8 protein-coding genes are annotated in these 14,542 nt (G+C 32.4%); 1 reads left to right on the top strand and 7 read right to left on the bottom strand.

Features of this window, described 5'->3' with window-relative positions:
* Window positions 1-22: 22 nt before the first annotated feature.
* The 5 genes from MNO09_RS16930 to MNO09_RS16910 all read right to left on the bottom strand — a co-directional run bounded on the left by MNO09_RS16930 (window position 23) and on the right by MNO09_RS16910 (window position 10,560).
* Window positions 23-1,000: a SagB/ThcOx family dehydrogenase gene (locus tag MNO09_RS16930; RefSeq protein ID WP_000003215.1), complete on the bottom strand. Its 978-nt coding sequence runs from the start codon at window positions 998-1,000 to the stop codon at window positions 23-25.
* Between the two features lie 871 nt (window positions 1,001-1,871).
* The gene (gene pulA / locus MNO09_RS16925) at window positions 1,872-4,436 is read right to left on the bottom strand and encodes a type I pullulanase (protein ID WP_001177927.1); all 2,565 of its coding nucleotides are present in this window, start codon (window positions 4,434-4,436) and stop codon (window positions 1,872-1,874) included.
* Between the two features lie 487 nt (window positions 4,437-4,923).
* Entirely contained in the window at window positions 4,924-6,627 is a 1,704-nt protein-coding gene (locus tag MNO09_RS16920; protein WP_000791435.1) for a M4 family metallopeptidase, read from the bottom strand.
* A gap of 885 nt (window positions 6,628-7,512) precedes the next feature.
* Entirely contained in the window at window positions 7,513-9,459 is a 1,947-nt protein-coding gene (locus MNO09_RS16915) for a bifunctional metallophosphatase/5'-nucleotidase (RefSeq protein WP_070168874.1), read from the bottom strand.
* 585 nt (window positions 9,460-10,044) lie between these two features.
* Window positions 10,045-10,560, bottom strand: a complete 516-nt coding sequence (locus MNO09_RS16910) for a DinB family protein (protein ID WP_001091622.1) — start codon at window positions 10,558-10,560, stop codon at window positions 10,045-10,047.
* A gap of 535 nt (window positions 10,561-11,095) precedes the next feature.
* Between MNO09_RS16910 and secY the strand changes: the two genes are divergently transcribed.
* Window positions 11,096-12,400, top strand: coding sequence for a preprotein translocase subunit SecY (gene secY / locus MNO09_RS16905; protein ID WP_000490105.1), 1,305 nt, complete (start codon window positions 11,096-11,098; stop codon window positions 12,398-12,400).
* Between the two features lie 17 nt (window positions 12,401-12,417).
* Here the strand turns inward: secY and MNO09_RS16900 are convergent, their stop codons facing one another.
* Together MNO09_RS16900 and MNO09_RS16895 are read right to left on the bottom strand one after the other, a co-directional pair.
* On the bottom strand, window positions 12,418-13,455 hold the full coding sequence (locus tag MNO09_RS16900; RefSeq protein ID WP_000783728.1) for a DnaA N-terminal domain-containing protein: 1,038 nt from the start codon (window positions 13,453-13,455) through the stop codon (window positions 12,418-12,420).
* A gap of 134 nt (window positions 13,456-13,589) precedes the next feature.
* The gene (locus MNO09_RS16895) at window positions 13,590-14,507 is read right to left on the bottom strand and encodes a DMT family transporter (protein ID WP_000234370.1); all 918 of its coding nucleotides are present in this window, start codon (window positions 14,505-14,507) and stop codon (window positions 13,590-13,592) included.
* Window positions 14,508-14,542 lie beyond the last annotated feature (35 nt).

Here is a 14,542-nt window from a genome sequence, read left to right as displayed (position 1 = left end):
ATCCCCCTAATATTCATTTCATCTATTCGTTAATCTTCAGACCAATTTCAAGCCCATGGAGAAATACTTGATGATTATCCAAACATAAAAACTGCTGAATCTCTTCAAATTTCATATGACCAATTGAACAAACGCCTAAATTCAATGTCTCAGCCACCATATTTAAGGTAGCAGTGATAATACCAGACTCAATACAAGCAAATAAATATCCATCTGAACCGTATTTCGGGATGGAAGCGTTCGCATTATAAACCAAATAAACTGAAAAGGCAGACTGAGTAAATAAATCTTGGTTAATTAACTCATGATCACTTTTGATTACTTGATCAATATTATTTACAATCACAAGACAGTTTTTTGATGGGTTATAATAATAAAACCCAGCTTTCATACCTTCTATACGTTTTGGTTTTATATAAACAAAGATATCAATAGGGTAGAGTCCGCCTGCACTTGCGTAATGATAGTATATATTTTCTTTCCTAACCTGTTTTAGAGTTGATATGAATTGGGAAAATTCTAAAAAACTAATATGTTTTTTCATATCAAATTGGCGACAAGACCTACGTTCCTTGATTATAGTGGGTAGATCATTTGTTGTTTCAAGTTGAATTTCGGTTGACCGCACAGCATGGTGCGTTCGATTCAATTGTTCACTCATATACTTATCTAAATCTTCTTTAGAAAAGCGCATCTGGTTGCTATATGGATTCGGAAAAATCTTTTCTTGTGTGGAAAAGACTTCTCTTGGGGGTAATATGTTACTTACTAACACACGTTTTTTTATCATAAGCTCTATTGTTTTTTGTGTCTCTTCTACATTTCCTAACGAAAAGTGCTCTACTAGTTCACTAATTTTCACACCTTTTTGAGTCAAAAAATAAAACTCAGGAAACCACTCAGACAGAACGCCTGTAAATCTTGTTTCCCCTATCAAAATTTGATTATGCAATTTCTCCCAATGCTTAATAGGAGACCAGAAATAAATTTGCTCGCTCATATAACCCTCCATAAATGTTTCACTTATTTTTAAAATACAATTTTCTAATCTACAAAAATAATCTTTAGATTCTGCCCCTTGTCTCATAGTGATTATAAATACATGTACTTCAACGAAGCTTGAGAATAATAAAATAACTTTTTCTTCATTAAATTTTTTTATTTCATCATAAAAAATGATTTTTTATTAGACATTTCACATCCTTTCCCATAGTAATCCTATAAGGTATAAACCATTTAGAACATTGAGAATTTTCATGTATTTCCAATGTGAAATTATTGTAATGGATTGGAAAGCAGATGGATATAGTTATTAAACACAATAATATTGAGAAAGTTTTATTTATTATATCGATAAAATTTTCTGATACGATTTATTACAAATAGATTAAGAAAAGAGTTTTAAATTTCCCTTTAGAAGTTAGTGTAAAAATATAACATACTATTGCATGCAAGTAAGTTACTTACATATCGTATTTAAAATAGAGAAAAGACACCTTGAATGGTATCTTTTCTCTATTTTAATTCCATATACTTTTTACGCCTTTACTATCTTTAAACGATTTGTAGGAATTAATACAACTCGAACCTCTAGTCCGTTATATGTTCGAATATGTAATGAAAATTATATAAATTAAGAATGTATTTCAGATAATTTTATAAATAAACGCAAAGACATCTTCTCTCCCAACTGTTACAATACCAATAATCTCTTGCCTATTTCTTTTATTAAATTGTAATATAATTACAGTATGTGAAATTATATTACATTAACTTTAAAAGCGAAGTGAAAACAACCTTCACTTCGCTTTTTTATTTGCAATCCTTATTCAATTTGCTTAATTCAGTATATATTTCCACATTATTTACTTTTATTTAATCGGTTTCTCCGTTTTTAAAACTAATGAACTTAACGCAGGAACTTTAATTTTATTATCATGGACAACGTAAAGTGTTTTACTGCCTGCCTGTTTACCGTCTACTAATACTTTCCAAGGACCTTTCGATGGAAGCGTTATTTCAACGATTTCTCTATTTGCATTGTGAGCCACCATAAAGTATTCGTTTTTATTACCATTTCCCTTTATTGAATAAGCCACAACATTTTTGGGAGTATCCATAAAAGCTATATGTTTTTTTATTTGTTCTGCAGATGTCATTCGAAAAGCTGAGTACTTTTTGCGTAAATCTATTAAACCCTTCATATATTCTACCTCATTATTAAATGCTGCACGGCGCAACCAGTCCATTTGGTTAATTGAATCAGGAGATTTATAACTGTTATGATCACCATATTTCGTGCGCATAAACTCTTGTCCTGCGTGTAAGAATGGAATACCTTGTGATGTTAATAAAATCGAAGAAGACAATTTGTGCATTTGTTTTCGCACTTCTTCACTGTCATCTGGATTAGTCAATTCAAGTTTGTCCCATAATGTATGATTATCATGTGCTTCCACATAAGTTAGCACCTGCTCCGGATCTTTATAAGTAGACGAATTTGTATCATAGTAAATGCCTGCCGTAATCCCTTTTTTAATGCGGTCTTCCATGTTGTCCTTTCCATTTACAAATCCATTTTCCTTCTCCTCAAATACACTACCTTTCAATCCATCACGTATATTATCGTTAAAATGAGCAATCCCTTTCATTTTCTCCGCATTTTTTTGATTTGCTTTCAACTCAGCTGCAAGAGGTGTATTTAAATCCCAACCTTCTCCATGCAGTATAATAGAAGGATCAATTTGATTAACAGCATTACGTATTTCATTCATTGTTTCATAATCATGGATACCCATTAAATCAAAACGGAATCCGTCTAAATTATATTCTTTTGCCCAGTATGTGACCGAATCCACCATAAATTTTCTCATCATTTTTCGTTCTGAAGCTGTATCATTTCCTACTCCAGTTCCATTTGCAAATGTTCCATCTTCATTGTAACGGTAATAATAACCTGGAACTAACTTATGAAAATTAGATTCAGCAGCATTATACATATGGTTATATACTACATCCATTACAACACGAAGATTATTATCATGCAGTGTTTGAATCATTTGCTTTAATTCAGTTATTCGAACAGTTGGCTCATATGGATTTGTAGAATAGGATCCTTCTGGAACGTTGAAATTTTTCGGATCATATCCCCAGTTATATTGTGGTTCGTTTAAATTCTCTTCATTTACTGATGCATAATCAAATATCGGTAAAAGCTGCACGTGCGTAACACCAAGATCTTTCATATGATCAAGGCCTGTTTTCACACCTTCAGGACCTCTTGTTCCTTTTTCTGTTACCCCTAAATATTTTCCTTTCTGTTTAATACCGCTTTCGGGCTGAATAGAAAGATCACGTACATGCAATTCATAAATAATAGCATCTTCCGGATTTTTAAATTTCGGCTTTTTGTTTGCCTTCCATTTTTTCGGATTTGTTTCTTCTATATCAACAATTGCACCTTTATCTCCATTTACAGAAGCAGCGTGTGCATACGGATCAACTGCTTCAGTCCACTTATCACCAATTTTCACCTTATACGTATAATAGAGCCCTTTTTGGTTCCCTTTAAGTTCTGCTTTCCAAGTTCCTTTTTCACCTTGTTGCATGTTTATTTCAGTACCTATTTTATCGTTCCACTTTTTATATGTAACTAACTTCGCTTCACTCGCAGTAGGAGCCCATACACGGAACTTCGTATGCTGAGGCGTATATATATTCCCTAAATCGTTACCACTATAATAAAATAATTTATCAAACTCTTCGTTACGAATGACTTTACCGATTTCAGTATTCGTATCAGCAACGTTTTCTATTTTAACTTTGTATGTCTGTTTTAAATCAATTTTCTGTTCTGTAATTATTTTTACCTTATTAGTAATATCTCCACTGTTTATATCATAAGGACTAATATCCTTAATTTTAATGCCTTCAATTTCAATATTCCGTTCTTTAATATGAAACGGGACATTAGTCGTTACAGTAATTTCATTAAAACTATCAATAGTTGCTTTTTGAATTGATAGATCCGAAGAAGGCTTAGAATTATATACTTTTTCATCACCAGAAAGAATCCATACTTCAGCACGACCGTCCTTTATATTTTCAATCCAACGATCGCCACCATCTTTTTCCCACTCATTCGTACGAATGATAAATCCTACACGATCATAGTCATCATCTATATTAATCTTAGCGTACTTTCCAAATTCATCTTCACCAGTAAATTCATATGATTTACCATTCGCATTTTCTCCCCATAACCAAAGGTTCCAATCCTTTGTATTTCCAGACTGTTCTTTGTAATGAATGATAACTTCAGTTGTTTTCGAATTTGAAACTGCCTTTACACTTTGAAAAGAGAAAACAGAGGATAACATAACGATTATAGTAAGTAATAAAACTGATTTGTTAATTAATCTTTTTATCATTTGCACCACATACACCCTTTCTTTAAATAGTACGCACGATTTAATATGTTCGTACTAAATTACACTACTTAAATTAATCTAGAAATCTCTTTTATTTCACCCCCCCATATTGGCAATTTTTACATATGGATTTCCATGATCTTTTTAATGCGAAAACGTTTGCATTAATGTTTAAAAAAATAGATTTTTTTATGTCTACATATATTTGTAAATACTAAAAGATCAGGGAAATCATTTTAAAGCAATCGTTTGTTATCGCTTTCATTTTATAGCACTTTCTATTAAGAGGTCAATATATTATTAATTTTCTGTTTTTATATACTTTAAACCTTATATATGTGTCGTAACTTCATAAAGATAGACAACCTAATTATTGCTTATTAAGTGTATTTTCAATCATACATTGCTGTATAAAAAACAGCTACTATCTTTAAAATGACAGTAGCTGTTTTTCATAACGTAATAATATATGAATGAAAACTATATTTCTAACTTACTTAATTTTCGCTGCATCAAATGCCTTTTGAACTGCTTGAACTTCAGCAGTATTTGCTCCATATTTATTAGTTGCCACTCGAATACATGCTGATCTCAATTCTTTAAAATTAGAAGTCATGTTTAACTCATCTGTATTTGCATAATAGAAGATATCAAACATTTTATCTTCACCAATCCCTTTAACAGTTACACCGTTATGAGTTCCACCTTTTGCAATGAGATATGCAATTTTATTAATAATACTTGAATTAAAATGAACGCCACCTTGATCCCATCCATTAAAATCGTTAAATTCACTGTAATCATCTGGATAAGGTACTCCAAGTGAAGATGGAACAGAAGCCGGGTTTTCCATATCACGGAAAACAGATCCAGTTTGTTCTCCCATCGTCCAGTTAAAGCTTCCATTATTTACGTATTTCTCAATAGATGTTCCCATAATATCAGATAGCGCCTCATTAATCGCACCAGATTCACCGTAATATTCAAGATTAGATTCGCTAGAAGTAACTGCATGTGTAAATTCATGGCCAGCTACGTCGTAAGCTTTAACGATAGGATCTCCGTATACAAGCATACTTCCATTATTCGCACTTAATGCATTCTGCCAATTTTTCGGATCATTCGTATCTCCAGAATCCCAAGCATGTACAACTGAAACTACCTTTTGTCCCTTATTATCAAAGCTATTACGCTTGTATTTATCTTTATAAAAATCAAATACTTTTGTTGCTAAGTAATGAGCACTTACTGCTTTTGGATCGTTAAATGTTGTCGAAGTACTAGTTGCTAATGTACCAGGATAATAGCTTTCTTCTTTAGTAATGTCTCTATAATTCACATCATATGTTTCAATTCCTTGCCCTCTTGTATAATCAGCAAGAGCATATTTGCCATTACTTTGTTGAGAGATTCCAAATGTACGTGATATACCTAAATCATCTTTTCCTGTTCCAGTTAATGATGTAAGATTGCTTTTTTTACTTTTCTTTAATGCTCCAACTAGTTTTTCACTTGCTTTTAAGTTAGATTCTTGTAACATATTTTTTAACATATCACCATTTTGTGCATTTACTAAATAAGTTCCGGAAACATATTTTGGTGTTGCAGCTTCAAATGTAACCTGGTATGCATTGCTAGCTTGTCCATTATTTTCATCAACAAAAATAACTTCTTTAACTTCTGGCTCAGAAATAAAATTGATATCGTTCCCGTACTTCGTATAAATATATTGTTTTGCTTCATCTTTTGATAGATTAATAGGTTTTTTCAATTCTTCTTGTTTTAAATTTTGCGCGCTATCGCCTGAAACACTTTTAATAACACCGTTATTATCTACGTGTGCAGTTAATTGATGGCCATATACTTCTTTTCCTTCGTATGTTTGCTGTATACGTACAAGTGTAGTTCCATCATATGAACCACGTTTTTGAAGAACTTTATAATCTACTCCTGTTTCTCCATTGACTTGCTTTGGAGAAAGGGCTTGTTCTGTTTTCTCCTTAAGAGCATCTTTTACTACATTCTCTGGTGCCTTTTGTGACGGTTGTGTAAGTTCACCTGAACGGAACGATTCTTCCTGAATTTGAACTTGTAGTTGATCTGTTTCCTCAGCATGACCTACTCCGTATGGTGCTACAGCTGTTAAAGCTAAGCCTGTTGTTAATGCTACCTTAGTTAATGTCTTTTTGTTTTTCATTTTTTCACCTCGTATAATTTTTGAAATAGAAAGCTTGTACAAAGTATACTGTCTATTCCTGTCGGAAAAAAGAGAAAATACACAATTTATGTAACATTATGCAAAATTACATATATGTGGTCGATGATATAAATAAAGAACGACACATATATGTATATTAATTTCAATAAAACAGAGCTCTTTTAGGCGCTCATCCAATTGGTTAGTTGTTAATTATCTATATTCATTCTAATCAAAGTACCCTTACATCTAAATAACAACATAAAAACCCACTCTTTACTATTTTAAGAGTAGGTTTAATGCTATTAAAATAACAATTATTATAGGACATCTTATAATTTATATTACTTATTTAAACTTATATTTCGGACATGAAGTTGATTTAGGATAAAGATGGATCAAATGAATACTAATGACCTTGATAAACAAGAAAAAGAAAGTGCGTGTTTTGTTTTATGATATATATAGTATATAAATACTTTAGTGAGGCAGCGCATCTACAATTTAGATTTTTTAATATAATGTTTTTATGTATATAGCTACATGGATTGTAACATCATGAGATAGCTGAAGTCTCATATGAGTTTCAGGCTTTTTTATTTTGTCAAAAATATCTTTAATTTGTCTCCCATTTAAATATAGTAAAGGACACATCTTTTGCATGTTATTAGCTCAAGGTATGTTCTTTTAAAGCATATTATAAATATGCATAGTAAGAAATAAAACCAAAATTATTCAAATAAAAAATCCCCCGGATTTGTTTAATGATCCAGGGGACTTTTTATCGTTGATTCTTTATATTTCCATACCAATCACAAACTTTTTTTAGGATAATGGTATGTCCAAGTTTAATAGTTTTTTGCACGAAAGCTATCTATTTTATATTTATTTAATTATCCTACTAAGTTTTTTGTAAAATTCACCTTTTCTTTTTACATGATTAAACTGATTTGGATTAATATTAGCTTTTTGTGAGAGTGCTACAATCTCTTCTTTTGTAATTGAATCTTTAGTATTTATAGATGCTATATTTGTATATTTTCCATCTTCAGTTTTTAGAATTTCTAAAATCCCTTTATTTACAAGATCCACTACAGCCTTATGCTCTGAAGAATGTGTATTCACGCCAGTAATTTTCCAATTATGCATAACTTTTGGTGTGTATACACCATTCTTTACCTCTTTTAAATATGTAATAGCAAGGTTACGAATGGTTCCACCAGTTTCCCCGAATGCATTCTCTTGTTTAGATGACCAAATTTGTTCAAACTTACGCCCCTCTAAAGCTCCACCTTTTGCCTGAAGAGCCTCCATTCTATATGCATTCATTCCTAGTGTCATAACATCGTTCGTTTTGATTGGTTTATTTGTACGAATAGAACGTAAATTTGTAATTCTACTTCCATATGGTTTTGTTAAGTCAATTTCATATTTTACGCCTCCAAAGAAATCATTCGTACTGTATTTAGAAGCACGACGGGTTTTATCAAAGCTAACTGTTACATCTCCGGCACGAGATGAGTTAAAGTACCCTGCCGCCCATTCCATATAGTCTTTTAAGTCTTTCCCAGTTACCTTATATACCGTAATTTCTCCCAAAGCATATTGATAATTATACGCAATATCTTTTTTCTTAATAGGACCTACATCCAAACGGGCATTATCGTTATCAATTTGATGGGCTACTACATCTGCTTTGCTGTAGTAGAGCATGACTTCATGAAAGAAATCCGATAAAGGTGTCTCTTGAATCTGCACACCTGGAATACCTTTTATTTCATTTTCAGGAACAAGGTTTCTACCCTTTAATTGAGCGACTACAACATTTGCATCTCCCCTCGCATACTCGTGAAAAGGTGTGAGTGTGTCTTCAAGTGTAGGATCAGATACTACTGTTGTTCCATCAGTATTTTTTACAGGTATAGCGGTAGCAGTTTTATCTTTTAGAACCAGCTTTCCATCTTGCTTTGTAAAATTAAGGTCAATACGTGAGATATGTGTTCCATATTTATCTGGTTCTGTAATAATGACACCATTTACAACTTCTTTTTTAACAAGCTTATGCATATGAGCTGCAAAAATAGCGCTTAGTTCCGGACAAGCATTCGCAATATCTTGAACACCAGTACCAGGGATTCCATTCTCATTTTCTAGTCCCATATGCATAACACCTACCATTACATCTACTTTACCTTCTAACTCTTTAATGGCCTTCCTTGTCTCTTCTACTGGATTTTTCACTACCAATCCATCCAAATGATCTGTCCCTTTTTCAAAATCACTAATCATTGGTGTATTCATACCAATAATCCCGACTTTAATTCCACCTTTTTCAACAATTGTATATGCAGGAAGAAAACGCTCTCCATTTTCCTTGTAAATATTTCCTGCTAACGTCTTTCCCTTATATTGCTCACTAACTTTTTTCAATGTATCTAATCCAAAGTTAAATTCATGATTTCCAAATGCCCAAGCATCATATCCCATTGCATTCATCGCTACCATCATTGGCGATTGTGGCTGATCATTGAATAATTCTACTGAGTTTCCTTGGATTGTATCCCCAGCATCTACTAATATGGTATTGGGATTTTCTTGACGCACCTTCTTTATAACCGTATAAAGCTGTGTTAAACTTCCGCTCGTATTTGCACCATCGAGCGCATAATCCCAGGGCATAAATCTACCATGAATATCTGCAGTACCTAACAATGTAATATTAACATCAGATTCCTCAGCCTTAGAAATAGCTGGTTTGGCTGTTACTGCTGTTACAATAAGCATAAGAATAATAAAATAGCATACATAGTTCTTCCATTTCATTTTTTGCATAATAACAATATTTCTCCCCTTTTTGTACTGCTATAAAGTAGCTTGAACTTTAAAAATGTAACTTATTATTCGGAAAAATTCAACTGCAAAAGATAATTTTGGAGGTGGTTCTGCTGTGAAAATATAGAGAATAAAATGCATATCCCCCCTAGCAGAATAGTATTTACTTCTTCCTCTAACGTGTGAAGAGCGCTAAACCAACGGTAGATGTATATGTACTGTCAAAATTATGGACATATAACTCATTTCCAGAAATCATTATAACTTAAAGATATAGTATGTAATGCTAATTACATTTTCGGATTTCATTGCTAATTTATTTCCTTCTAAATGAAAATGCTGAGATCACTTCCAAAAATAATAACCCCGTTCTTCATTTAAGACGGGGTTACACTTATACAGCAATTCGGATTCGTTTTTTTGAATGTTCGTTTCCTATTCAAGAGTAAGATCTGCTAGTTTCGTATTTTCTTCTGCTTATTGGTTGCTTTCAACTAAATTCATCATAATTTTAATTAAGACTTGTATTTTATCACTCAAACCCTTGATGCTATCTTAAATCGCTCAATAAATAGATAATAATTTTTACTTTTCAACTTCACAAAGCAATTTGACCTCTTTGATTTGTTCTATATGACGCTGTTCATGCAAATAGATTAATTCTATCCACTGATCAAGAAGTAATTCTCCAAGAGCTGGATGCATCACTGATTTTTTTGCCAATTTAGATTCATCTTCTATTGTACTCAGAAAACGCATTAATTCTTTTCTAGAGTCGTTTAACAAATCAACCATTTGCAGCACTTCAAATGGTTCTATACTTGGTTCAATCATTTCTGGTGCTATAAATTTTATCGATCTATCTAATACAATAGTATGAATTTCTTTACGCTCATTTTGGAAACTATCCATCTTTTTTAATCCTGACGAAATAACCGTTATAACTCTCTCATCTAATAAAACTAAGTGATGACAAACTTGTGCTATACTCCATTTATCCTTATCTGGTTTTCTATTAAATTGAGCATCACTTAACAAAGTAATTTCCTCAAATAATTGATTTCTCGTTTTATAAAACTTGTCCTTTACAAATGTGTTCATGTGAATTCTCCTTTCATTAGAACCTATATACTTAGATTCCTGCGTTAGAAATATTCTCTATAGAAGAAAGATTTTCCTTCACTACTATTTCAATCAAATCTTTTCTTGCTTTAATAGTTTCTCTAATTCACGACAAAATATATGAGTTTTCTCAACATCCTTGAAGATTTCCTTGAGGTTATCATGTGCTACAGCTACACCATAATACTTTCCACGGAATCCTTTCAATACAACTACATAAAACGTTCCTAATTATCAATCTAGCATTAAATAAATGTAAAAAATGCCCCTATTCATTCATTTTTCATGCGTATGTATGTACATTTGTTAATTTATTCGATATATTATGTGTATTGAATAATTACGAAAAGCTTATTGGTCGCTAAAAAACACCTTATATTTTTATATCCGAGAAAACTACAAAATGTATAAAATTCCATTTGTCAAATGAATTTAATGCGGAAGGAGGTTTGTGGTTACTTCATCGGGATATAATAATCAGTTTTGAACTGATAAAAATATAGGAGGCGACATAATGTTTCGTACGATTTCAAATTTCATGAGAGTAGCTGAGATAAGAAACAAAATTCTTTTTACACTAGCGATGCTAATTGTTTTTCGAATTGGCACGTTTATTCCAGTTCCTCATACTAACGCAGAGGTATTAAAAGTACAAGATCAAGCTAACGTTTTAGGTATGCTAAACGTATTTGGCGGAGGAGCACTGCAACACTTCTCAATCTTCGCTGTAGGTATTACACCATATATTACAGCTTCCATCATAGTACAATTACTACAAATGGACGTTATACCTAAATTTTCGGAATGGGCAAAGCAAGGAGAAATGGGCCGTAAGAAATCAGCTCAATTCACTCGATACTTTACAATCATTCTCGCCTTCATACAAGCCATTGGGATGTCTTATGGCTTTAATAATATAGCAGGTGGACAATTAATAACAGATCAAAGCTGGACTACATACTTATTTATTGCGACAGTTTTAACTGCAGGTACTGCATTTTTACTTTGGTTAGGTGAACAAATTACCGCTAATGGAGTAGGTAATGGTATTTCGATGATTATCTTCGCAGGACTTGTTGCGGCGATTCCAAATGTTGCGAATCAAATTTATTTGCAACAATTTCAAAATGCAGGCGATCAATTATTCATGCACATCATAAAGATGGTCTTAATTGGTCTCGTAATTTTAGCGATAGTTGTTGGCGTTATTTACATTCAACAAGCTGTGCGTAAAATACCGATTCAATATGCAAAAGCTGTTTCAGGAAACAATCAATATCAAGGAGCAAAAAACACTCATTTACCTCTTAAAGTAAATAGTGCTGGTGTAATTCCAGTTATCTTTGCTTCCGCATTTTTAATGACGCCGCGTACAATTGCGCAGCTCTTCCCTGATTCAAGCGTATCGCAATGGTTAGTTGCAAATCTTGATTTCGCACATCCAATTGGAATGACGCTTTATGTCGGTCTGATCGTTGCTTTTACATACTTCTACGCATTTATTCAAGTAAACCCTGAACAAATGGCTGAGAATTTGAAAAAGCAAAATGGCTATGTGCCTGGTATTCGTCCTGGTAAATCCACAGAACAATATGTAACTAAAATTTTATACCGTTTAACATTTATCGGTGCAATTTTCTTAGGGGCAATTTCAATTTTACCGCTCGTATTCACGAAAATTGCTACATTACCACCTTCTGCACAAATCGGTGGTACAAGCTTACTTATCATCGTCGGTGTAGCACTTGAAACAATGAAGACTTTAGAAAGTCAGCTTGTAAAACGTCATTATAAAGGGTTTATCAATAAAGCGAATTAAGTAAAAAACACAGTTGGTTATTTTTCCAACTGTGTTTTTAATTCTACTACCTCTAATTTTCCCACTAATGTATCAATCACTTTTTCTAAGTTCACTATTTTTTCTTCTAATGCTTGAATGCGTTTTTCGCTATCCTCTACATTATTATATTTTAACTCATCATTGGACGATTTGAACTGCTCCCATAATTCGAAAATAGTATTTTCAGTAGGTGATTTTGATTTTTCACCACTACTGGTTGCATCTTTATTTGATTCTAATTCAAATTGAAGTTCATATGTATTTCCAGTTAACTCTTTAGCTATTTCCGCAATTAAATCTTTATAAGACTTTTCAACCCATCCTTGTTGGAATTCGTTTTCAAAATAAATGATTAATGAATTTTCATTTATTCTGGCTGTCGTTTCTTTAACCCATGTTTCATATGAAGGTCTTGAAATTATTAATTGCATTTTACCTTTTATTTCATTCCAAATTGTATTGGGTTCTTCTTGTCCGGAAGTGAGTGGATTATTTTGCATATGATGAATATGTGTGATAGAAGTGGTTTTTGATTCTATTTCAAACCATATTTGATATTCTTCATTAGTAATTTTCTGTACGGTACTTGAAATTATATTTTTATACTCACCTTCAAGCAAATCACGATGAAACGCATCCTCACAAAAGATTATTAATGTATTATCTTCTATAGTAGCATTTGTATTTCTAACCCAGGTTATAAATGTTTTCTCTGCTAATTTTGGCCTTAACGCTTTCTTTACTTCATCCCAGCTATTTAGCTTTTTTTTTGGAACATCTTTCAACTTTGATGGTTCGTCATTACATAGATCAAACTGAATTTCAAACGTCGTATTAAACATTTCTCTTAATGTATGAAATACTAATTCTTTGTAGTGAGATTCTAACCAGTCACGAGCAAATTCATTTGGACAATAAATTGTTAATATATCATCCTCTAAATAAACAGTAGTATTAGTAAACCAAGTTTCATATGATGGTTTTGAAATTTGCGGTCGAATTTTTTCCTTTACTTCAGTCCAATTCATTTTCATAATAACTCCCCTCTTTTTACAGTTCTCTTTCATATAGCTTAATAATATTACGCCTTTCCAATAAATAAAGTCAATCCGTATCATGAATAAAATTCAAGCAGCCCTGTTATATACAGGGCTGCTTCTTTATACAACTACATTTCCTTCTCAAATAATTTCCCTTGTTTGAAATAGCTCCGGAGTGTGGATCGATTAGCTAAAAATACACCAACCAAAATAAAACAAGCACCTATTCCCATTGTAGGGTTTAAAGGTTCTCCTAATATGATATATCCTACTATAATAGCAATTAGCGGTGATACATATAACCACGTTGACGGGAATACAGGGTTTGTTTTTGATAAGAGCCAATAATATAATCCGTGCCCACCAATTGATCCGATAAAGATAAGATATAAAATAGGCCACTGTACACTCCATGAAGCTAATACAGATACATTCGGTTGTTCTACTATGACGGATATGATTAGTAATAAAACTCCTCCGTAAAACATTTGAATACCATTAATGAGAAATGGTGAAACACTTTGTAAATCCGAAAGTATTTCTTTTGAGCGAATAGAGCCTATTCCGTAAAATAACTCTCCTATTATTAAAACAAAACAAGCGATACTCCATATGAGACTTATTTCTTGGTGCGTTCCTGGTAAAGAAACAAAAATAACACCTATTAGTGCAATAATTAATGCTACGAGTTGCTCTTTTTGTAATTTTTCCTTATTTCTCTTTGCCTGTAATAATAAAATCATCATCGGCCCCGTAGCAGAAAGTACAGCAGCTAATCCTGAAGAAATATATTGTTCCGCCCAGTACAATGTAGCGAATGTCATAAACGTTAAGCAAAAACCAGCATATATAATACGTTTTGAAAATACATGTGGCATAATTTCTTTTCGCTTTAACTTAAATATAATTATCAGAATTACGCCTGCTAAAAAGAAACGAATTCCTGCTGAAAATAATGGGGGCGCTCCTGCTTCAATTCCCATTTTTATCGTTAAAAATGTTGTTCCGAAAATAATACATACTAAAATATAATTGAAAATGACCATTTTTCTTCCTCCTTTTTACTCTTAACATGAGTATA

The organism is Bacillus sp. N5-665 (assembly GCF_022637375.2).
Lineage (GTDB): Bacteria > Bacillota > Bacilli > Bacillales > Bacillaceae_G > Bacillus_A > Bacillus_A wiedmannii.
This window is presented reverse-complemented; position numbering and strand designations above follow the sequence as displayed.

What these genes read in the sequence shown, in the direction of transcription:
- MNO09_RS16930 (WP_000003215.1), bottom strand. Translation starts at nt 1,000, where the DNA reads ATGAGCGAGCAAATTTATTTCTGGTCTCCTATTAAGCATTGGGAGAAA.
- MNO09_RS16920 (WP_000791435.1), bottom strand. Translation starts at nt 6,627, where the DNA reads ATGAAAAACAAAAAGACATTAACTAAGGTAGCATTAACAACAGGCTTA.
- MNO09_RS16915 (WP_070168874.1), bottom strand. Translation starts at nt 9,459, where the DNA reads ATGCAAAAAATGAAATGGAAGAACTATGTATGCTATTTTATTATTCTT.
- MNO09_RS16910 (WP_001091622.1), bottom strand. Translation starts at nt 10,560, where the DNA reads ATGAACACATTTGTAAAGGACAAGTTTTATAAAACGAGAAATCAATTA.
- secY (WP_000490105.1), top strand. Translation starts at nt 11,096, where the DNA reads ATGTTTCGTACGATTTCAAATTTCATGAGAGTAGCTGAGATAAGAAAC.
- MNO09_RS16900 (WP_000783728.1), bottom strand. Translation starts at nt 13,455, where the DNA reads ATGAAAATGAATTGGACTGAAGTAAAGGAAAAAATTCGACCGCAAATT.
- MNO09_RS16895 (WP_000234370.1), bottom strand. Translation starts at nt 14,507, where the DNA reads ATGGTCATTTTCAATTATATTTTAGTATGTATTATTTTCGGAACAACA.